At 59.8% G+C, this 21,189-nt stretch carries 19 protein-coding genes and 1 pseudogene; 11 read left to right on the top strand and 9 right to left on the bottom strand.

The window, feature by feature from the left end; all coding sequences use genetic code 11:
- Positions 1 to 6 precede the first annotated feature (6 nt).
- Positions 7 to 801 carry a FadR/GntR family transcriptional regulator gene (locus GA0061101_RS10320; RefSeq protein ID WP_037192414.1) on the bottom strand — a complete coding sequence of 265 codons (795 nt, stop codon included), beginning with the start codon at positions 799 to 801 and terminating at the stop codon, positions 7 to 9.
- Between the two features lie 417 nt (positions 802 to 1,218).
- Here GA0061101_RS10320 and GA0061101_RS10315 point away from each other — a divergent pair, with 417 nt between their 5' ends.
- The gene (locus GA0061101_RS10315) at positions 1,219 to 2,682 is read left to right on the top strand and encodes a DHA2 family efflux MFS transporter permease subunit (protein ID WP_081938688.1); all 1,464 of its coding nucleotides are present in this window, start codon (positions 1,219 to 1,221) and stop codon (positions 2,680 to 2,682) included.
- Positions 2,683 to 2,711: 29 nt separating this feature from the next.
- On the opposite strand, the gene GA0061101_RS39340 is transcribed toward GA0061101_RS10315, so the two are convergent.
- Positions 2,712 to 2,852: a hypothetical protein gene (locus GA0061101_RS39340; protein ID WP_167669539.1), complete on the bottom strand. Its 141-nt coding sequence runs from the start codon at positions 2,850 to 2,852 to the stop codon at positions 2,712 to 2,714.
- A gap of 257 nt (positions 2,853 to 3,109) precedes the next feature.
- Between GA0061101_RS39340 and GA0061101_RS10310 the strand changes: the two genes are divergently transcribed.
- Positions 3,110 to 4,156: an NAD(P)-dependent alcohol dehydrogenase gene (locus GA0061101_RS10310; RefSeq protein ID WP_037193189.1), complete on the top strand. Its 1,047-nt coding sequence runs from the start codon at positions 3,110 to 3,112 to the stop codon at positions 4,154 to 4,156.
- A 147-nt stretch (positions 4,157 to 4,303) separates the two neighbouring features.
- Positions 4,304 to 6,046: a cation:proton antiporter domain-containing protein gene (locus tag GA0061101_RS10305; RefSeq protein ID WP_037192412.1), complete on the top strand. Its 1,743-nt coding sequence runs from the start codon at positions 4,304 to 4,306 to the stop codon at positions 6,044 to 6,046.
- A gap of 15 nt (positions 6,047 to 6,061) precedes the next feature.
- On the opposite strand, the gene GA0061101_RS10300 is transcribed toward GA0061101_RS10305, so the two are convergent.
- Together GA0061101_RS10300 and GA0061101_RS10295 are read right to left on the bottom strand one after the other, a co-directional pair.
- Positions 6,062 to 6,973, bottom strand: a complete 912-nt coding sequence (locus GA0061101_RS10300) for an acetamidase/formamidase family protein (RefSeq protein WP_037192409.1) — start codon at positions 6,971 to 6,973, stop codon at positions 6,062 to 6,064.
- Between the two features lie 179 nt (positions 6,974 to 7,152).
- A complete protein-coding gene (locus GA0061101_RS10295; RefSeq protein ID WP_037193185.1) occupies positions 7,153 to 8,103 on the bottom strand; it encodes a GlxA family transcriptional regulator in 951 nt (316 codons plus the stop codon).
- A gap of 85 nt (positions 8,104 to 8,188) precedes the next feature.
- Between GA0061101_RS10295 and GA0061101_RS10290 the strand changes: the two genes are divergently transcribed.
- The 3 genes from GA0061101_RS10290 (at position 8,189) to GA0061101_RS10280 (ending at position 11,292) form a co-directional block, all read left to right on the top strand.
- Positions 8,189 to 8,878, top strand: coding sequence for a DJ-1/PfpI family protein (locus GA0061101_RS10290; protein WP_037192406.1), 690 nt, complete (start codon positions 8,189 to 8,191; stop codon positions 8,876 to 8,878).
- Between the two features lie 274 nt (positions 8,879 to 9,152).
- Entirely contained in the window at positions 9,153 to 10,151 is a 999-nt protein-coding gene (locus GA0061101_RS10285; protein ID WP_037193182.1) for an alpha/beta hydrolase, read from the top strand.
- A 307-nt stretch (positions 10,152 to 10,458) separates the two neighbouring features.
- Positions 10,459 to 11,292: an alpha/beta fold hydrolase gene (locus GA0061101_RS10280; RefSeq protein WP_092573628.1), complete on the top strand. Its 834-nt coding sequence runs from the start codon at positions 10,459 to 10,461 to the stop codon at positions 11,290 to 11,292.
- Between the two features lie 79 nt (positions 11,293 to 11,371).
- Here the strand turns inward: GA0061101_RS10280 and GA0061101_RS39335 are convergent, their stop codons facing one another.
- From GA0061101_RS39335 to GA0061101_RS10245, 5 genes are all read right to left on the bottom strand, one after another.
- Positions 11,372 to 11,545 (bottom strand): hypothetical protein, encoded by a 174-nt coding sequence (locus GA0061101_RS39335; protein WP_092573627.1) that lies wholly within the window; start codon positions 11,543 to 11,545, stop codon positions 11,372 to 11,374.
- A 230-nt stretch (positions 11,546 to 11,775) separates the two neighbouring features.
- Positions 11,776 to 11,958 (bottom strand): hypothetical protein, encoded by a 183-nt coding sequence (locus GA0061101_RS10270; RefSeq protein ID WP_092573575.1) that lies wholly within the window; start codon positions 11,956 to 11,958, stop codon positions 11,776 to 11,778.
- 661 nt (positions 11,959 to 12,619) lie between these two features.
- On the bottom strand, positions 12,620 to 12,850 hold the full coding sequence (locus GA0061101_RS10260; protein ID WP_037192396.1) for a hypothetical protein: 231 nt from the start codon (positions 12,848 to 12,850) through the stop codon (positions 12,620 to 12,622).
- A 47-nt stretch (positions 12,851 to 12,897) separates the two neighbouring features.
- Positions 12,898 to 13,137, bottom strand: coding sequence for a 30S ribosomal protein S21 (rpsU, locus tag GA0061101_RS10255; protein ID WP_037193176.1), 240 nt, complete (start codon positions 13,135 to 13,137; stop codon positions 12,898 to 12,900).
- A 449-nt stretch (positions 13,138 to 13,586) separates the two neighbouring features.
- Positions 13,587 to 13,796, bottom strand: coding sequence for a cold-shock protein (locus GA0061101_RS10245; RefSeq protein ID WP_037192391.1), 210 nt, complete (start codon positions 13,794 to 13,796; stop codon positions 13,587 to 13,589).
- Between the two features lie 511 nt (positions 13,797 to 14,307).
- Here GA0061101_RS10245 and htpG point away from each other — a divergent pair.
- The 5 genes and pseudogenes from htpG (at position 14,308) to GA0061101_RS10220 (ending at position 21,160) form a co-directional block, all read left to right on the top strand.
- Complete coding sequence (gene htpG, locus GA0061101_RS10240; protein WP_037192388.1) at positions 14,308 to 16,194, top strand: molecular chaperone HtpG; 1,887 nt, start codon at positions 14,308 to 14,310, stop codon at positions 16,192 to 16,194.
- Positions 16,195 to 16,379: 185 nt separating this feature from the next.
- Positions 16,380 to 16,677: pseudogene (locus GA0061101_RS10235) on the top strand (PIG-L deacetylase family protein); the annotation flags it as partial.
- Positions 16,678 to 16,998: 321 nt separating this feature from the next.
- Positions 16,999 to 17,772: a siderophore-interacting protein gene (locus tag GA0061101_RS10230; protein WP_037192386.1), complete on the top strand. Its 774-nt coding sequence runs from the start codon at positions 16,999 to 17,001 to the stop codon at positions 17,770 to 17,772.
- Between the two features lie 341 nt (positions 17,773 to 18,113).
- Complete coding sequence (locus GA0061101_RS10225; RefSeq protein ID WP_037192383.1) at positions 18,114 to 19,847, top strand: type I secretion system permease/ATPase; 1,734 nt, start codon at positions 18,114 to 18,116, stop codon at positions 19,845 to 19,847.
- Between the two features lie 2 nt (positions 19,848 to 19,849).
- Positions 19,850 to 21,160, top strand: coding sequence for an HlyD family type I secretion periplasmic adaptor subunit (locus GA0061101_RS10220; RefSeq protein ID WP_037192381.1), 1,311 nt, complete (start codon positions 19,850 to 19,852; stop codon positions 21,158 to 21,160).
- The last annotated feature ends 29 nt before the right edge of the window (positions 21,161 to 21,189 follow it).

Below are 21,189 nucleotides of genomic sequence, written 5' to 3'. Positions count from 1 at the left end.
GCTGCGTCAGAAATCGTAGTGGCTGATGCGCCAGGACTCCAACAGGCTCCGTGATGCCTTGATCGCGGCGTCGGAATCGCGGGCGACGATCGCGTCAAGGATGGCCTTGTGGTAGGGCAGGGAACGCTTCTGACCCTCCGCCACTTCATCATGGTCCGAAAGCGTGCGATTGGCGTAGATCCCAACCGCAATCAGGTCGATCAGCTGTGAATAGATCATGTTGTGCGTGGCGGCGAAGATCGCGGTATGGAAGCGCAGATCAGCGTCGGCATTGGTATTGATGTCGCCGATGGTGGAAACCATTTCCCCGTAAGCGGAACTGATTGCCGTGACGTCTTCGTCCGTGCGGCGTGTGGCGGCACGCGCGGTAGCCTCCGGCTCCAGCGCCAGCCGCAAATCCTTGATGGAGCGCATGATTTCCACCGAAGGTCCGGTCTCGTAGTACCAGACCATGACGTCGGTATCGAGGTGATGCCAGTTGGAGCGCTCCTTGACGCGGGTGCCGACGCGGGTCTTGATCTCCACCAGCCCCTTGCCGGCAAGGCATTTCATCGCTTCGCGAATGACGGTGCGGCTGATGCCGAATTGTTCCACCAGATCGGGCTCGTTCGGCAGCGTGGCGCCTACCGGGTAACTTCCACCGACGATGCGGCGACCAAGCTCGTGGACGAAATAGCCGAAGACGCCGCGACGGGGGATCGTACCGTATTTTCGCACAAAGGCATCGAATGGTGACTGCGTTACGATCAGTTTCGCCTCCGGTGTTGCCGCAGTGGTCTTTGCATCAAGGCCATGTTTCATTATGCGGAGCTCTCATTCCTTTGATACGCGATTGCGAAGCTAATCTTCAGCCGATGATATGTTTTGCGGGCTCTATGCTGATGTCTCGGCTTGTTCGAGGCTGTTTCATATTGTTTTGATATCGATCCTGTCGTTCTTGGCGCGGCATTTCCGATAAAAAACCCTACCATGTCTTGTGCGCAAATGCCTACTGGCACCGGATTGACCGGTCCGTTCACCAAGGCGCATTGGCGGATCGTCATGATTTCCGGCCCAGCCGCATGGCGGAAGGTGGCAGCACGGCAATCAAATTCTGCGCCACCCACTAAGCGAAACGTGATTGACCAATCGAATGATGGGACGATTTCGATCTATCGGAAACGATGCCGAACCGATTAAATAAAGGGGGATGCGAGGCGGATTCGGAGTAACTGGTTGATGAACGACATGTCCACGCATGGGCGGGAGAAGGAAATGCAGGCGGCAGGCTCACGGTCGGTCTCGATTGCGTTGCTCGTGGCCGGTGCTTTCTTCATGGAAAACCTGGATGGTACGGTCATTGCAACCGCGCTGCCGCAGATGGCCGTTTCCTTTGGCGCCCGACCGGTGGATCTCAATATAGGCATGAGTGCCTATCTTCTGACGCTCGGCGTCTTCATCCCCATCAGCGGCTGGATCAGCGACCGTTTCGGCGCGCGACTGGTATTCACCACGGCCGTCGTCGTCTTCACGCTCGCTTCCGTTTTGTGCGGTTTTGCCAACGGTGTCGGCTCCTTCGTCGCTATGCGCATCCTGCAGGGGATCGGCGGCGCGATGATGGTGCCGGTGGGCCGGCTCGTGGTTTTGAACAATACCCCGAAGGACAAGCTGATCTCGGCGATTGCGACGATCACCTGGCCGGCGCTGGTGGCGCCCGTTCTTGGACCGCCACTCGGCGGCTTCATCACCGACCATGCGAACTGGCGCTGGATCTTCTTTCTCAACTTGCCGCTCGGCATATTGGCGTTTGCCTTCGCGCTTATTCTCATTCCGGAAACCAAGAATGCTGCGCGGCCGCCTTTCGACTGGATCGGCTTCGTCGTCAGCAGCATCGGTCTGGCAAGCCTGATGTACGGGCTGGAGCTGGTCGGCCGTCCCGACCTCATATGGCTGGAAGCCTCGGCCTATGTGGTCGCCGGGCTGGTTTTGCTCACCGTAGCCGCGTTTCATTTCCTGAGGACGGAGCATCCGCTCATCGATCTCTCAGGGCTGAAGCTGCCGACCTTCGCGGTCACGATCTCCGGCGGATCACTGTTTCGTACCGCTATCGGTGCGGTGCCCTTTCTGTTGCCGCTGATGTTCCAGGTCGGCTTCGGGCTCAGCGCCTTTCATGCCGGCATGCTGACCTTGGCGGTCTTTGCCGGCAACCTGGCGATGAAGCCGGGGACGACGCCGATTTTGCGGCGTTTCGGCTTTAAACCGGTGTTGATCGTCAACGGCATCCTGAATGCCGTCTTCATTGCAGCCTGTGCGTTGTTTTCGCCCGATACGCCGGTCTGGCTCGTCGTACCGGTGCTGTTCATCGGGGGCATGTGCCGCTCGATGCATTTCACGGCATTGAATACGATTGCCTTCGCCGACATTCCGCCGCAGAAGATGACAGGCGCCAACACGCTGTTCAGCACCGTCTTTCAGCTGACCATGGGCATGGGCATCGCTGTCGGTGCCATCGGCATTCGCATCGGTCAGGCTGTCAGTGCACCGCTTGGCGTAGGCGGCATCGTCGCCATCGAATTCCGCCTCGCCTTCGTGTTGCTCGGCATCATCGCTCTCTTTGCCGTGCTGGATTGCCTGCCGCTCGACCGCAGGGCCGGCGACAACGTTGCGCGCAAGCAGAAGGCGGGCGCGAAAAAGGCGGCTTGAAAATCTCCGCTATGAACGACATGTGCTGCTCAATGGGGATACTGAATGAGATTATAATGCAACAGCACGGCGGGTATCGCCATCAGGATGATAAGAAGCATTGCAAAGCTTGCTGCACGCAACATTTTCATCCGGCGGGCGCGCTGACCGGTCCAATCATATACTGCCATAATGAGCCCCTCCTTTTCCTCAATCATTACAAAGGCAAGAAATGGAACTCCAGTCAATATTGGCAATAGGGCGTTAAATAATAAGTTCATTCTAATATAATGGGGTAGTATACCGCCATTCTATTGGGCACCAGCACAACGCGTCTTCTCCGGCATTGGCGCAAGCTCGTTTCGCGACACCGGTTGGACGCTGGAAGAACAAGAGTTTGGGCCTTGCGCAAGCAGGCGCCGTTTGCTTCGAAAAGAGGAAAAATGCGATGAGTAAGATGCGCGCTTTGGTGCTGGAACGCCAGCATGAACTGGCAATCCGCGATATAGACCTTCCGCAGGAGGTCGGGCCGGGTCAAGTCAAGATCAAGATCCATACGGTCGGCGTCTGCGGATCCGACGTCCACTATTACACGCACGGCAAGATTGGCCCCTTCGTCGTCAACGAGCCGATGGTGCTTGGCCATGAAGCCGCCGGCACTGTCGTCGAAGTCGGTGCTGGCGTGACGCATCTGAAGATCGGCGACCGCGTCTGCATGGAGCCGGGGATCCCCGATCCCAATTCCAAAGCGAGCCGTCTCGGCATGTACAATGTCGATCCCGCCGTCATCTTCTGGGCAACGCCGCCCGTCCATGGCGTGTTGACGCCCTTTGTCGTGCATCCGGCCAATTATACCTTCAAACTGCCTGATAATGTCAGCTTTGCCGAGGGCGCGATGGTCGAACCCTTTGCGGTCGGCATGCAGGCGGCGACCAAGGCGAGAATTACCCCCGGTGACACCGCCGTCATCCTCGGCGCCGGCCCGATCGGCACCATGGTCGCGATCGCGGCTCTTGCCGGCGGCTGCGCACGGGCGATCGTTGCCGATCTCGCCCAGCCGAAGCTCGACATCGCCGCCCAATATCAGGGCGTCATCCCTGTCAATATTCGCGAAAACAATCTGGTCGAGGAAGTCAGCCGCCTTACGGATGGTTGGGGCGCCGACGTCGTCTTCGAGTGCTCCGGTTCGCAGAAGGCCTGGGAAACAGTCATGGCGCTGCCGCGCCCGGGCGGCGTCATCGTCGCCGTCGGCCTGCCGGTCGATCCGGTCGATTTCGATGTTTCGACGGCATCGACCAAGGAAATCCGTATCGAAACGGTCTTCCGCTATGCGCATCAATATGAGCGCTCCATCGCACTGATCGCGTCCGGCCGTGTCGATCTGAAGCCGCTGATCTCGGAGACATTCGCCTTTGAAGACTCCATCGAGGCGTTCGATCGTGCCGTCGAGGCCAGACCAACGGATGTCAAGCTGCAGATCATCCTGGATCAGTAAGCGTCTGTTTACCTCGTCGCCTTGCATGGGCGAGGCGACGTTTTCCTCCGGTTTCGCACGACCCCGTAGACGGGTAGGCAAAAGCGATGCTAGTTAGCCTGAAAAGAGAGGAACAGGCTTTAACGCCGTGAAACGGGAAGGATAGCCGTGCCGCACGACGTCGCATTGATCGCACTGATTGCCGGCGGGTTCGTGTTCGCGGCCATTTTCGGCTATCTCGCCGACAGGCTACATCTGCCGCCGTTGGTCGGCTATCTGGTTGCCGGCGTCATTATCGGCTCATCCACACCGGGCTTTGTCGCCGATGTTTCACTCGCATCGCAATTGGCGGAAATCGGCGTCATCCTGCTGATGTTCGGCGTCGGCCTGCATTTTTCGGCCGCTGATCTGCTGGCGGTGCGCGGGGTCGCCATCCCCGGTGCCATCGGTCAGATCGCGATCGCAACGCTTTTAGGCATCGGCTTGACGTCCCTCTGGGGCTGGGGCATCGGCGCAGGCGTGGTCCTCGGGCTAAGCCTTGCCGTTGCCAGCACCGTTGTACTGTTGAAAGCGCTGGAAGAGCGCAATCTGGTGAATTCGACCAACGGGCGCGTGGCTGTCGGCTGGCTGATTGTCGAAGATCTGGCGATGGTGCTCGCACTTGTCCTGCTGCCGGCCTTTGCCGGCGCCATGGGCGGCCATGTGAATGCCGGCGACCATGCGGCTTCCGGCTCGATCTGGCTGACGATCGGCATGACGCTGGTCAAGGTGGCGGCATTTACTCTTGTAGCGATCTTCATCGGTCCGCGCGTCGTACCCTGGCTGTTGACGTCGGTCGCCCGCACAGGCTCGCGCGAATTGTTCACGCTGTCGGTTCTGGCGATCGCGCTCGGCATCGCCTTCGGGGCGGCGGAAATATTCGGCGTTTCCTTCGCGCTTGGAGCCTTCTTTGCCGGGCTCGTGATGAGTGAATCGCATCTCAGCCATCGGGCTGCGGCCGACTCCCTGCCATTGCAAAATGCCTTTTCCGTGCTGTTCTTCGTGTCTGTCGGCATGCTCTTCGATCCGACTATCCTGGTGCGCGAACCGCTGATGATCGTCGGCGTGCTTGCGCTCATCATGATCGGCAAGTCACTGATTGCTTTCGGCCTGGTGCTGTTGCTGCGTTACCCGGCGAGCATGGGCTTTGCGGTTGCAGCCGGCCTTGCGCAGATCGGCGAATTTTCCTTCATCCTGGCCGGGCTCGGCGTTTCGCTCGGTCTGTTGTCCCGGGAAGGACAGGATCTCATTCTTGCAGGAGCGATCCTGTCGATTACGCTCAATCCGCTGGCCTTCTTCGCCGTCGAGAAGCTGGAGAAATGGACGTTTTCCCGATGGCCGTCGTTCGCGAGCAAATACGGCATGGCCAAGCAAGATGGGCTGCGTCGCGAACTGACCGCCATCAACAAGCAGCGGGAGGAAAGGGATCGGCAGCATAGTCTCGAGATCGAGGAACTGATCGAGACCTTTCCGATGTTTGCCGAGCTGGATGACAATGCGCATGAGGAGCTTCTGCTGCTCTTCCGGCCGAGATCGGCTTCGCCGGGCGATCGCGTCATTCGCACGGGCGATCGCGGCGACAGCATGTTCTTCATCGCGTCCGGCGCCGTCGAAGTGCAGCTTGAGGACGATGAGGTTCCGCTCGGCGCCGGTTCATTCTTCGGCGAAATGGCCCTGTTGACCGGCGCGCGCCGTACCGCCGATGTCGTTGCCGTCGATTTCTGTCAGCTTTTCGTGCTGGAGCGCCGTGATTTCAACCTGTTCATGTCGCGGCATCCGCAACTGCGCGCCGCCGTCAGCCACATGGCGCGCGAACGGCAGGAAAGCAACGTGTCGCGCCAGCGGCGCGACCAATCAGAGGATGCGAGCTGACGCCCGATCTGGGATTTAGCGGCGCCTCAGCCAGGATTTCGAAACGCGGCAGGCCATCGTATAGGCCGGATCGAAGACATTGCCGACATCGTAGCGCACGACTTGGCCGAGCAGGTGGCTGGCGGCAGTCTTATCGAGGCCGTAGTCGGAGCCGAGCCAGCGCAGCATTTCACTGGTTGCGTGCTGCAGGGCCTGGTCGAGCGGCCGGGCATTGCCGATGGTGAAAATGTCGTCCACCGTCTCGCCGCGCGGCCAGACTATCGTCTTTTTCTTTTCGACGCTCAGCCGTACCGTCACCTCGAAGGTGGTTTCGATTCCCGTGCCGACGATCTCGCCGTCTCCCTGCACGGCGTGGCAATCGCCCAGGAAGAAAAGTGCGCCTGGCGCCGATACGGGAAACCAGATGGTCGTGCCCGGCCCCAGCAGCCGATAGTCCATGTTGCCGCCGAATTCGCCGCTGGTGGCGGTCGATATGGCCTGGCCGAGCGCCGGCGCAACACCGAAGCAGCCGATCATCGGCGAAAGCGGCAGCGTCAGGGCCTCAAGGCCGGCCACCGGCTCGGAAAGTCTCGTTGTCAGGGCTTCGCGGTCGATCTGCCAGATCACCTTTTCGCTGGCCGGCAGTGCCCGCACATCCTGCGGATCGACGACGTTGCCTGCAACGACGCTGCGGGTGAATCCCGTATCGCGCGTCGGCACCATCGTCAGGATTTCGACTTTGAGGGAATCGCCCGGTTCCGCACCCTCGACGAAGATCGGGCCGTTCATCGGGTTGGGACCCGAGGCATGGCGAATATCATGCTTGTCATAGCCGGCAGCGTCGAGCGTTTCGGTAATGACGGTATCGCCATCGGCGACATGCAAGGCCGGCGGCAGGGAGCCGATGACGTTGTGATAGACGGTGGGGGTAAAACGGTGCGTTGCCATTGCCTACAGCCTTATCCTGAATTTGGTTCGGTCAACCTATGACAGCTTTGCCGTGTCACGAAAGACCGCGTTTGCGGATATTATGGATTACCGCTTCGGACGATCCCAAGGACGATAATAGAAAAGCGACAACAGCGCTCTGCGGATTTCGCCGGCCGCGACCTGGAATGCAGGTTGATCTAGGCGAAATGATCGCGAAACTCCTGTGGCGTGGTTCCGAATTTTCTCAGGAAATTGCGCCGCATGGTTTCCTCCGAGCTGAAGCCGCAACGGATGCGCGCCTGGTGAACCGTAAGGCCCTCTTCCAGCAGACGCCGCACCGCCTCGGTGCGGATATCCTCCACAGCCCTTGCGGGCGTGCGTCCGGTCGCCTTGAGGTAATGCCGGGAAAAGCTGCGCGCACTCATATTCGCCCGTTCGGCGAGAACGGGCAGAGAGAGGTCCGCGCGCAGATTGCTCATGATCCAGGCATGCAGTTGGTCGAAGCGCTCGCCGCTTTCCTGCAGTCGCAATGCTGAACTGAATTGCGCCTGGCCGCCCGGCCGCTTCAGGAAGACGACGAGCTCGCGGGCGACGGAAAGTGCCAGTTTCCGGCCGAGGTCGTCTTCGACCAAAGCGAGGGCCAGATCGATGCCGGCGCTCACGCCCGCCGAGCTCCATAGGTCGCCGTCCCGGACGAAGATCGGATCCGGCTCCAGTTTCACTTGCGGGAAGCGCTTTGAGAATTCCTCGCAGCGGTTCCAATGGGTCGCCGCGCGTCGCCCGTCCAGAAGTCCCGCTTCGGCAAGAAGAAAGGCGCCGCTGCAGACGGAGGCGGTTCGCCGGGTGCTTGCCGACCGCCTGCGCACCCACTCGACCAGGGCCTGATCTTCGCATGCCTTGTTGACGCCCCAGCCGCCGGCGATGATCAAGGTGTCGAGCGGGCCGCCAACGTCGCTGAGTGGCGCAGTCGTCAGCACAAGGCCTGAACTGGTCCTGGTCTGCGCGTCCGTCGCGACTGCGACTGCCTCATAGGGCCTTGGCAATCCGCTTTCGATTGCCGCCTCATTGGCACTGGTGAAAACCTGCAGCGGACCGGCTATGTCGAGCAGCTGGGCATTGTCAAAGGCAAGTATCTCGATGTGGCGCATGATTGGCACAAAATGACGGGAGTTTGGCAAATACGCCAGATTGTGATCGCATAGGCTGGTCGAAGTCAACCATAGGAGATCCACCATGACCGTTCGCTTCGGCCTGCTCGCCTTTCCGGGCGTCCAGCAACTCGACCTGACCGCCCCTTACGAGATATTTGCGTCGATGGAAGGTGCGGAGGTTCACCTCGTCTGGAAGGATACGTCTCCGATCGTCTCCGCCACCAAGCTGGTGCTGCAGCCGACGACGAGCTTTGCGGCGTGCCCGTCCCTCGATGTGATCTGCGTGCCGGGGGGCAGCGGCGTCAATGCGCTGCTGGAAGACGAGACGGTTCTCTCCTTTATCCGCGCGCAGGCGGCCCAGGCACGCTTCATAACCTCGGTGTGCACAGGTTCTCTCGTTCTTGGCGCCGCCGGTCTGCTCAAGGGCAGGAAGGCGACGACCCATTGGAATGCGCGCGATTTCCTGGCGGAATTCGGCGCCATCGCGACCCCTGGACGAGTCGTCCGGGACGGCAACCTTTTCACCGCGGGCGGCGTGACGGCGGGCATCGATTTCGGACTGACCATCGTTGCGGCCCTGCGCGATCAGGCGGAGGCGGAAGCCATCCAGCTTTCGCTGGAATACGCGCCCGCACCGCCGTTTCACTCCGGATCGCCGGAGGAGGCGCCGGCCGATGTGTTGATCGAGACGAAACGGCGGCTTGCCGGCTCGCGGACGGCCCGGGAGGCCATCATGGCTCGTCTCGCGGCTCGCCGGCATCAGGCCGGTTGAGCGCCGATCCTGTGCGCAAGCGATGTCACCTCGCTGAAATGGAACGTCGATAAGGACACGATCTGACTTTTGATCGTAGCGACAATCCCATCGAGGTGACGATGCCCAATCGGGCGAACAGGATCCTGATTTCAGGTAGCCTCTCATGCTTGACAGGAACAGCATTTCTGCGACCGTGGCATCACGATGTCGTGTGCGGCCTTGTGGTGGGCGAGAGGCTATTCTGATGAACAAGTTCCGATCATTTCGCTGCATTCCCCGTTTTGCCATGGCGATGAACATTCTGGTCGCCGCGGTTTTCTCGCCGATGCTGCCGGCATCAGAAGCTCACGCGCTTGAGGTCGGGCAGCAGACGAAGGCATCGGGCGAGCAGATCGAGAAGCTGATCAAAGCGCTGCGCGACAGCGGTGCCATGGCCGACAAGGACCTGTTGCAGCGGCGTGCCGACTTCGAGAATCTGATGGCAGCGACGCCGGATCCGACACGGGTGCAGATTCGCCGGGTTGACGCCAACGGCGTTGCCGGCGATCTGATCTGGCCGGCACGGCTGCACTATGGAATCGGCAGGCGTGCCATTCTCTATCTGCATGGAGGGGGCTTTTATAGCGGCTCGCTGCGGACACACCGCAATATTGCCGCCTCGCTTGCCAAGGGGGCGTCTGCCGATGTGCTGCTCATCGACTATCGTCTCGCGCCCGAACACGGTTTTCCCTCGCAGATCAACGATGCGGTGGCGGCCTATCGTTGGCTCCTGTCGTCAGGATACAAGGCCGGAAACATTGTCATTGCGGGAGAGTCGGTCGGCGGAACCCTGGCCATCGAGATTATCCTGAACCAGCTTCGCCTCAAAGGAGCGCTTCCCGCGGCAGTGGTTGCCATGAGCCCGGTGACCGATTTCGCCGCGACGGGGGCGTCACTGGTTGCAAACGCTTCCCGTGACCCGTTCATGGGCAAGGAGGAATTGACCATCATCCACAATGCCTATGTTGCCGACCGATCACCGGTCGATCCCGAGATATCGCCGCTCTATGCCAATTTGGCCGGCTTTCCACCCCTGCTGATCCAGGTGGGTTCGCGGGAGACGCTGCTGGATGACAGTGTGCGGCTGGCGGACAAGGTGCGGCAGGCGGGCGGAGACGTGGCCCTGGAAATCTGGCCTGGCATGATTCACCAGTGGCAGATTTTCCCATTCTGGCTCGAGGATGCCAGGAAGTCGAATGGGAGAGTGGCGGAATTCGCGATTTCGCATTTCGTCGACAAACCCGCGCAATAGTCTTGGCGTACAATCGTATGCGGCCCGATTGGGTTTCGTGGAGTATCCTATAATTATTTATCGCACGATATAATCGTAAGATAAATTTTTTGTAGACAACGCGCGGCGAGTGCTCTATGCATAATGATATTGCGATAATAAATCGCGCAATATATTATAAGTGGAGATTGAAATGAGCCAGTCGATCAATCAAGCTACCCGTCGTGGCGTTATGACCGCCGGACTAGGCCTTGCCGCCGCCGCCGTCATGCCCTTCGCTCAACCTGCACAAGCCTCTGCAAAGCAATCTTCGAAAGGTAAGGACACAATGAGCAGCAGCACGATCACCACCAAGGACGGAACTCAGATCTTCTACAAGGATTGGGGAACAGGCCAGCCGATCGTCTTCCATCACGGATGGCCGCTGAGCTCGGACGATTGGGACGCCCAGATGCTCTTTTTCCTCAATCAGGGCTACCGCGTTATCGCCCATGATCGCCGCGGCCACGGGCGCTCGAGCCAGACGGCGACCGGAAACGAGATGGATACCTATGCTGCCGACGTGGCCGCACTCGCCGAGCATCTCGACCTGAAAGGCGCCATTCACGTCGGCCATTCGACCGGCGGTGGCGAAGTCGCCCGCTACGTGGCGCAGTATGGCGGTCATGGCCGGGTTTCCAAGGCGGTGCTGATTGGCGCCGTGCCGCCGATCATGGTCAAGTCCGACAAGAATCCCGGTGGCCTGCCGCTGGAGGTATTCGATGGCTTCCGCGCGGCGCTTGCCGCCAATCGCGCGCAATTCTTCCGCGACGTTCCGTCAGGACCGTTTTACGGCTTCAATCGCCCCGGTGCGGTGGTTTCGCAGGGCGTCATCGATAATTGGTGGCGTCAGGGCATGATGGGGGGCGCCAAGGCGCATTACGACTGCATCAAGGCCTTCTCGGAAACGGACTTCACTGAGGATCTGAAGAAGATCGAGGTGCCGACGCTGGTCATGCATGGCGATGATGACCAGATCGTCCCGATTGCGGACGCGGCCCTTTTGTCCATCAAGCTGCTGAAGAACGGCACGCTGAAAGTCTACAAAGGCTTTCCGCACGGCATGGCGACCACGCATGCGGATATCATCAATGCGGATCTGCTGGCGTTCTTCAAGGCTTAAAGATCCCCCGAAGAGTGAAGCGCCCGCCTTCCGGCGGGCGCTTCACAGCCGGCCGGGTGCTGTTACCACGCCTGCCGCTTCAGCTATCAAGTTTCAATGAAAGCTGAACGGCACGCGGCAAGGGTGGTAGCGGCCGGCTGATGTCGACGCGGCGTTTCCAATTGGCGAGCCGCTTCTGCTCGCGCTCCCGAAGCGCCTTCGAGACCGCGACAAAGGTCATGGCACGCTCAATGACTTGTTCAGCTTTGGTCATGGACATCTCCATATGTTCACTTTATGTTCTCATATTGAGTGCAATAAGTCAAGCCTATGGCGGTGAGCGCCCAGCGCTCTCGGGTTCCGAATATAGGGCGAGCATATTCCGACTGCTCTGCGGAATGTCCCGGACTTGCAACGCCAGTGAATGGGGTTGACGTTCGTAGCCAATCAAATGCTTAGAAGAGTGTCGCGGTCGTCTTTTCCAATTCGGACGTTGACGGTCTACTAGCCTTTCAGCCTGCGCCCCTGTTTTTGCTTCGGCTTCTCAACGGATGGGTCCGACACTTCCTTGGCCAATCTTGCCTGGCGAAGGCGCTCCGTCTTGCTTTCACGCGCAACGACTTCGTTTTGAATGATGGTCCGTGCTGAATCATTCGTGGCAATCGCCGCTTTTTCGGCTCTGGACAAGCGCTGCTCTGACCGATTGACTCTAAATGCACTCATGTTGCCTCCTGGAGCTGCCGGCAACAAAAAAGGCCGGAGCGAAACCGCGCCGACCTTCCTCACATCGCCCTCGCACCAATGCCAGTACATCCGTGGTCAAAAGAGGAAAACGACTAAAACATCGCGAGCGTCAAATTTCGTTAGCGCTCACCAGCAATGTTACTTTGTAGATGTGGGGTGTCATTCCGTCGAATGCAAGTACTAGAGAAATTTATTTCGATTTATTAGGCGTCCATAGGGAGTTTCCGGACGTTTTTTCGATGCAGCTAAGGAGATGATGAGTATCCGTCTTCTCCGAAACTTAAATGGCTGATAAACTACTTGAGATCGATGCGACACGGAAATTGCTCCGCCCCATCCTTCTCGGTGGCCCATGTCGAAGCTTACATTCAGATACAGCGTTCGTGAGGAGCGTGATTGTACCTGGACAGTGTACGATGTCTTCACGGGAAGGGCTGCGGAGCCCACGCATTGGATACTGAACGTTCTGACTGAGAAGGAAGCAAAGGCCTATTGCGCCATTCTTAATGTCAAGGACATGGAAAGACGTGAACGCCTGGGCTTCTAGCGCGCGCAGGCGAGATTGCCTTGTCCCTTAATGGTTAGGCGATATTCTCCCGCAATGTCACGCCCGGCCACGCCGGATGGGCTTTTTTCTTTCCTTTACCAAGGTGGCCGTTTTCGGTTCTTCCGTGGCTTCTTGTTGCAGGCGAAGAGTTCGCAGCGCCTCGGTTTTCTTTTCCCGGGCGGAGTTTTCCGCCGCCACGATGGATTTTGCCATGCTGGTGGTGGTCGCGGCTTTGTCGTTGGTGAGAGACGCAGCCTTCTTGAAGAATTGGTCCTTGGTGGCTGTCATGATCGCTCCTTCGCGCACAGCAGTAAATTGGGGAGGGTTGTCGAAGATTAACGACTTTGGGTCCGGCTTCGGGTGCTCTTGGGCAGCAGACCGTCTCTTTGTAGCTTCTTGCGCATCAGCTTGCGGTGCCGGCGAATGGCTTGCGCTTTCTCTTGAACACGCTGCTCGGATGGCTTCACAAAGGCTGAACGCACTTTTATTTCGCGAAAAATGCCTTCACGGATCATCTTCTTCTTCAGTACGCGCAATGCTTGATCAATATCATTGTCTTTTACAAAAACTTGCAAATCATACCTTTCCGTAGCGCACAGCATGTCGCTCCGCGCCCTATCTGAAGGCTTGTTTTTTGCCTCCCGCAGTAAGGGGTTTCAGCCAAGGCTCCGGTCTTGCGGATGTGGAGTTTTGGCTGTCGGCAACTGGATCCGCGCAAAGCTGCTCGATGTCCGCCTCCGAGATGCGGCGTTCAAAGCTCTCATGCGTGAAGCGAACCTGATAATATGCCTCGGCGGAGTCGGAGGGGAGCATGCTTATGATGCGGCATGTCCTTGGGGCTGCTTTCAGCCGAGTGAGATCCGCTTTCAAGACCACTACGTCTCCAGCCGAAAACTTCATTCTGCTCATGGCATCCCCTCGCTGATGGGCCGCAGAAATACAAAAGGCCGGGCATTACCCGACCTTTCCCTGCCAGTTCGATCCTTGCTGCCGGTACATCCGTGGTCAGCATGACGAATGACAATCAGATAGCTTTGAGATTGTCGGCAGAACTCTTGCCGGTCTTGCGATCGCGAACCAGTTCGTAATCGACCTTCTGGCCTTCGGCGAGAGAATTCATACCCGCGCGCTCCACAGCGGAAATGTGAACAAACACATCCGTTGCGCCGTCTTCAGGTTGAATGAAGCCAAAACCCTTGGCGCTATTGAACCACTTTACAGTTCCAGAGCTCATGACAATTTCCTTTCAATTAGACATAGAATTTCGCTCCGCGACAAACCATTTGCCGCAGTATCACGACCAAAATTGAAAGAAAATTCGGCTACGCTTCCGCGTTAACAAAGATCATCAAGCAAGATCGACATTATTAACATAGGGCTGAAACAAGGCAAAGGCAAGGCTGCATTTATGGCCGACGATTTTAACCGGCAGCCGCTCCGATACAATAAATGAAAATAACCGTTGATTTACAATCGCGATGGGGTGTTCGCTACACCCACGGCCGCGGTCGCAAGGCATGTGTCGACGATCCCGCGGGTATCGGTACGGCAGGAGCCGCGACCGGCTGGCAGGCGACGTTGCGGGTCGCGCGGCCGGAACATTTGCCGGATGGACGGTTGTGTCGGATGAGAGCGAAAATCATCTGGCCGCTAGCGCATGAAGCGACAACGCCCGCTTGAAATTTGCCTCATCTTCCGCCACCTGTTCGGCGCGACTTTCAATATTCCCAGGAGACTAGACGCACATGACAACCACCGCAGAAAACACCGCTGAGAGCCACGTCTTTGAGGCTGACGTTGCCCGCCTTCTGCATATGATGGTTCACTCGGTTTATTCGGATAAGGACGTCTTCCTGCGCGAGCTGATCTCGAACGCGGCCGATGCCTGCGAAAAGCTGCGCTATGAGGCAATCGCCGAGCCCGCGCTGCTCGCCAACGACCCCGACAGCCGCATCCTGCTGACGCTCGATGCCGACGGCAACAAGCTCGTCGTCGAGGACAACGGCATCGGCATGAGCCGCGACGAGCTGATCGAGGCGCTCGGAACGATCGCCCGCTCGGGCACGCGCGCCTTCATGGAGCGCATCGAGGCCAACAAGCAGGGCGAAGGCGCCCAGCTCATCGGCCAGTTCGGCGTCGGCTTCTATTCCTGTTTCATGGTCGCCGACCGGGTCGACGTCGCCTCCCGCCGCGCCGGCGCGGAGGAAGCCTGGCTCTGGTCATCCGACGGCAAGGGTGGCTACAGCGTCGCCCCGATCGATGTGGCCGAGGCTCCCGCTCGCGGCACGCGCATCACGCTGCATCTGATGGACGATGCCAAGAGCTATGCATCGCGCTGGACGGTGGAGCGCATCGTCAAGGAGCAGTCGGGCCATGTGCCGGTGCCGATCAAGATCGTCGAGGCGCCCGGCGCCGAGCCCACGCAGCTGACCGACGGCACCGCGCTTTGGACCAAGTCGAAGAACGACATCACCAGCGAGGAATATACGGATTTCTATCGCGGCGTTTCCGGCCAGTATGACGAGCCGGCGCTGACGGTGCATTTCCGCGCCGAAGGCCGCCACGAATATTCCGCCCTCGCCTTCGTGCCGGGCTCGCAGCCATTCGATCTCTCCGATCCGGATCGCAAAGGCCGCATGAAGCTCTATGTGAAGCGGGTCTTCATCACCGACGAGGCGGAATTGTTGCCGCGCTATCTCCGCTTCGTGCGCGGTCTTGTCGATACGAACGACCTCCCGCTCAACGTCTCGCGCGAGATGATCCAGGAAAGCGCGATCCTGTCGGCGATCCGCAAGGGTGTCACCAACCGTATCATCACGGCGATCGAGAAGCTGGCTGAAAGCGACCAGGATGCTTTCCTGAAGCTCTGGGAAAATTTCGGCAGCCTGATCAAGGAAGGCCTCTACGAGGATTTCGAGCGGCGCACGCAACTGCTGGCGCTGTCGCGCTTCCGCACCACCGCCTCCGGCGATGGCTACCGTTCGCTTGCCGATTACGTCAAGGACGCCAAGGAAGGCCAGCAGTCGATCTACTATCTCGTCGGCGGCAGCCTGGATCAGCTGAAGGCATCGCCTCAGCTCGAAGGTTTCCGCGCCCGCGGCATCGAAGTGCTGTTGCTGACGGATTCCGTCGACAGCTTCTGGGTGACGAACGCGCCGGAATTCGAGGGCAAGAGCTTCAAGTCGATCACCCAGGGCTCCGCCGATCTCGCGCAGTTCAAGAAGCTGGACGAAGACAAGGCGGAAAGCGCAAGCGCTCCCGCCGAAGTGCAGGCCTTCATCGATTTCGCCAGGGAAAAGCTTGCCGATGAGGTGTCGGACGTGCGCGCGTCCGATCGCCTGATCGAAAGCGCTGTCTGCCTGGTCGCCTCCGAACAGGGTTACGACCGGCAGCTCGAGAAGATCCTGCAGGGGGCCGGCCGCTTGCAGTCCGGCGCCAAGCCGATCCTGGAAATCAATATGGATCACCCGGTCGTCAAGGCTATCGCCGCCAAGGTCGATGCACCGTCGCTGCGCGACGATGCGGCATTCCTGCTGCTCGATCAGGCGCGCGTGCTTGATGGTGACAAGCCGGCCGATCCGCGCGCTTTCGCCGAGCGTCTGGCGCGGGTGATGGAAAAGGCTCTCCAGTAATCGAAAGGGCCGGCACGACTTTGATGAGGTCGTGCCGGCCCGGATCTTTCGAGTGCGGTCGGGAAGGCTGAATACGTTCGACAGAGCGGGTCGCTATAGCCAAAACTTATCGCCAGGGCACGAGGTCCGAATTGGCAAACTGCGCCGCGCGGCGTGAAATCGCTGTCGTTCGGAAGGAGTTTCCCATGTCGGAAGAAAAGACGGCACTTGTTATCAGCGCGCATGCTGCTGACTTCGTATCGCGCTGCATGCGGAGCGGGCTATAAGGTCACCGTCGTCTGCCTGTCCCTCGACGAGCGCGGCGAGTCGGCAAAGCTCCGGAAGCAGCCGGGCATGACGCTGGAGCGGGTCAAGGCAGCGCAACGGGCGGAATCGGAAAAGGCGGCAAAGGCGCTCGGCGTCTACGATCTCATCAGCTTCGACCTCGGCGACTATCCGCTGCGCCTGACGGACGAAGGCAAATACTGCCTGGCCGATGCGATCTCTTATCGAACATCCGGCGGGCCTGATGGAGGTTTTCCTGGACCTCGACGAGGGCGGCCGTCAATGGGGCGGGAACGGTCAGGACAGCGCGAAAAATGTTCGATGGCCGCGTGTTTCCGACGTCATAAACTTGAGTTTCGTTTGAAGCTTTTTATTGCGCGCCGCGCGTTCTTCTCCTATAGAGGAACCCGAAATGGCCGGGTGTCGCCCGGCCACGTAAGCGTTAACGTCACTCAACGCGTATGATCGAACGGCTCTGCGGCTTCGGTCTGCGCGGCTATGTCCTGCGGATCAAGGTTTAAGAGCCTCGAAGGGACACAGATGGATAACCCCCAAACCTCAAATCCGAATAGTTCGGTTCCGAAGATCGAGCGTGTGCGCCATGAGCTGAAGCGGCGTACCCTGACCGTCTCCAACGTCGAAAAGATGACGCCCGGCATGCTGCGCATCGAGCTTGCCGGGGAAGACCTTGCCGATTTTGTCAGCCTGGCGCCCGACGATCACATCAAGGTTCTCGTGCCGGGCCCTGGCGAAGAGATGGTGCGGCGCGACTATACGCCTCGCCGCTACGATACCGATGCCCGCACGCTCGTCATTGATTTTGCCATTCATGAAGCAGGACCTGTCACTCAATGGGCACTCGGCGCCCGCCCCGGTGACAGCCTGGAGATCGGCGGTCCCCGCGGCTCTGCGGTAATCTCCGACGACGTCAAGAATTGGCTGCTCGTCGGCGACGAGACGGCGTTGCCGGCCATCGGCCGTCGCATAGAGGAGGCAGGCAGCGATGTGCGGATCACGGCCATCATGGCGGTTGCGGACGCTGCCGAGCACCAGATCTTTCAAACCGACGCCCAGCTGGAGACTCATTGGGCGCATCGGCCCCTGTCGGAGGCGACCGACGCGTCTGCGCTGATGGCCGTTCTCCAATCGGTCGAGCTTGCGCCCGGCACCTTCGTCTGGATTGCCGCTGAAGCCTCGGTGACGCGTGCGCTGCGGACCTATTTCGTCGAAGAACGCGGCTATCCGCTGAGCTGGATCAAGGCATCCGGCTACTGGGTCAAGGGCAAGGCGGACGCGACCGAGAAATTCGACTAGGTGTCGATATGGCAGGCGGCTGCAAGAAACCGCCTGCCAATCCTGATATGAAGGCCGGCTCATCTTGCCGGCAGATGTTCCTGCCCCATCTGATGGCACAGCTGTCCCGTAAAAGGACAAGGGGCTCAATGCTAAGATTGAGTTCACCGAGACTGAAGCCGGGGCAGATTTCGACTTCCTAAATTGCGTGGAATCGCCGAAGGTTAGGCGCGAAGCGGAAATGGTGACGAAGTCATCGCCGGCCAATTTACAGGTTCGAGGCGCCGAGCGGGAGGCGGTGCCGACGAACGTCGCGCAAACCCCTGCCGCACGCGACGGCCGATATTGAGGATCAAAGCGAAGTGCCTGCCGTCCCGAAAGAACCGCCGCAAACATTCGCCTCGCTGATGTTGTCGTCTCTGCGCAAGGCCTTCTTCAGCATTGCGCTTGCGAGTGTTGGTATCAACGTGCTGGCGCTGACCGGCTCCTTCTTCATGCTGCAGGTCTACGACCGGGTTATTCCCAGCCGCAGCCTGCCGACGCTATCGGGACTCGTCATCATCGTCGCAACCCTGTTCCTCTTCCAGGGAGTGTTGGAACTGCTGCGTTCGATGCTGCTTGCGCGCATCGGCACGTCGCTGGATGAGCGGTTGAACCGAAAGGTCTTCCGCTCGCTTCTGTTCCTGCCGACTCAAAGGCAGACATCGGATGACGGGTTGCAATCGGTTCGCGATCTCGAGCAGATCCGCTCGTTTCTGTCCGGCAGCGGCTCGACGGCGCTTTTCGACCTGCCTTGGATGCCTTTCTACCTGATCCTCTGCTTCCTGTTCCACGTCTGGATCGGCGTCACGGCCCTATGCGGCGCCATCCTGCTCGTCGGCATAACCTTGCTCGCGGAAATATTGTCGCGACGGCCGGCCTTGGATGCCGCCAAGTCCTCCGCCCTGCGTCTCGGCTTTGCCCAGGCGGCACGGCGGAACTGGGAGGCGGCGATATCAATGGGTTTTGCCGGCCGGCTGACCGAGAAATGGGTTGTCATGAATGACGATTACCTGAAGCATCAGGCGGCTGCCGGCTCCATCGTCGGAGCGCTGACGATCGCGGCAAAGATGGCGCGCATGATGCTTCAATCCGCGGTGCTGGCGGTCGGCGCGATCCTTGTCATCCGTCAGGAGGCGACGGGCGGTATCATCATCGCGAGCTCGATCCTGGTGACGCGGGCGCTGGCACCCGTCGAGCTTGCGATCGGTCAATGGAAGGGTTTCGTTGCCGCGCGCCAGGGCTGGACGCGGCTTGCGACGCTCCTCGATGTCGCACCTGCCGAGCAGCATGCTCTCACCCTCCCGGCACCGGCGCGCGAACTCAGCGTCGAGAATATCAGTGTTGCCTCTCCGGGCGGCCGCGATCTCATCCTGCGCAACGTCTCGTTCAAAGTACCGGCGGGAACGGTGCTGGGCGTCATCGGTCCGAGTGCATCGGGCAAGTCTTCGCTGGCGCGCGCGATCACGGGTCTCTGGCCAGCTGCGATCGGCACCATCAGGCTCGACAAGGCAGCGCTATCGCAATGGGAGCCGAACGAACTTGGCCGGCATATCGGCTATCTGCCGCAGGATGTCGCTCTCTTCGACGGCTCGATTGCGGACAACATTTCCCGTTTCGATAAGAATATGGAGCCCGAGCCGGTCATCTCAGCTGCAAAGGCTGCTGGCGTCTACAACATGATCGTCAAGCTTCCCGATGGATTCGATACGGTGATCGGCGAGGGCGGCTCACGGCTTTCGGCCGGCCAGAGGCAGCGCATCGCATTGGCGCGCGCGCTTTACGGGGATCCATTCCTGGTGGTCCTGGACGAGCCGAATTCTAACCTGGATGCCGAAGGAGAGACGGGCCTGACCGCCGCGCTGACGGGCGTGCGGGAGCGGGGCGGCATCGCCATCGTCATCGCTCACAGGCCGAGTGCGCTTGCCGCCGCCGACAAGGTGATGATCGTTGCCGGCGGCCAGATGCAGGCATTCGGGCCGAAGAAGGAGATACTCGGCGCCCCGCCCAAGCAGGTCGAGACGGCAGCCCTTGCGATTGCTGGCGGAGAAGTATGAGGATGAACGACAGCGCATCACCTTCAACCGAACGCGCCATCCGCCGTCTGTCGCTGCTCGTGGTGGCCGCCATCCTGCTATTGTTCGGCGTCATGGGCGGCCTTGCGGCCGCAACGAAGATTTCCGGCGCGGTGATTGCTTCCGGCAGCCTGGTCGTAGACAGCTACGTGAAGCCGGTGAAGCATCTGAAGGGCGGTATCGCGAGCGCGATCTTCGTGAAGAACGGCGATCATGTCGGTGCAGGCCAGGTGCTCCTGCGGCTAGACGATACGCAAACCAGAGCCAATCTCGCCATCATCCGCAAGCGCCTCAGCGAACTGTCCGCGCGCACGGCGCGTCTGGTCGCCGAGCGCGACGGCAAGGATGAGATCGCCTTTCCGGCCGATCTGCTCACTGCTGTCGGCAACGAGGATGTCGGGGCCATTCTGGACGGTGAGCGGCGGCTTTTTCGAGACCGGGAGGCTTCACGCGAGGGCCAGAAATCGCAGCTGCGCGAACGAATTCAGCAGCTGAAGCAGGAGATCGAGGGGCTTACGGCGCAGGAGCAGGGCAAGCGGAGCGAGATTGCGCTGATCGGCAAGGAGCTTGGCAGCCTCGAGGGGCTGCTCAACCAGGGCATCATTTCGGCGACGAAGGTCTATTCTCTGCAGCGGGAAAGCGCCTCGCTGAACGGCGATCTCGGCAATCTCGTATCGTCGATTGCCCAGACCAGGGGCAAGATCGCGGAAACCGAACTGCAGATCCTTCAGATCGATGCCGATCAGAGCTCGCAGGTCTCCGATCAATTGCGCCAGGCGGAGAGTGATACCGGCCAGTTTTCGGAACGCCTGGTCGCCGCCGAGGACGATCTGAAGCGGATCGACATCAGGGCGCCGCAGGCGGGCATCGTCGATCAGCTGGGCATCCATGCCGAAGGCGCGGTCATCTCGCCGGCCGAAGCGATCCTGCAGATCGTCCCCGACAAGGATGCGCTCGTGGCCGAGCTGAAGCTCGCGCCGCAGGATATCGATCAGATCGCTGTCGGGCAGCCGGTCTCATTGCGATTTCCCGCCTTCAATCAGCGGATTACGCCGGAGCTGAACGGGCATGTGGAGACGGTCTCGGCGGATCTGGCGATCGATCAGCGTTCGGGCCAGAGCTATTATATCGTGCGGGCAAGGGCGCCGAAACAGGAATGGGACCGGCTGGGGAAACTGACGCCGCTGCCCGGCATGCCGGTGGAGGCTTTCATGCAGACAGGCCAAAGAAGCATTCTGGCCTATCTGACGAAGCCGATGACCGATCAGATCCGGCGGGCATTCAAGGAGGATTAGGGTGCCGCCGTGAGGCACCCTTGATCTTC

The sequence above is a fragment of the Martinezella lusitana genome (genome assembly GCF_900094565.1).
GTDB lineage: Bacteria > Pseudomonadota > Alphaproteobacteria > Rhizobiales > Rhizobiaceae > Rhizobium > Rhizobium lusitanum.
Note: the sequence above shows the minus strand (reverse complement) of the source record. Positions and strands in the feature narration are given on the sequence as shown.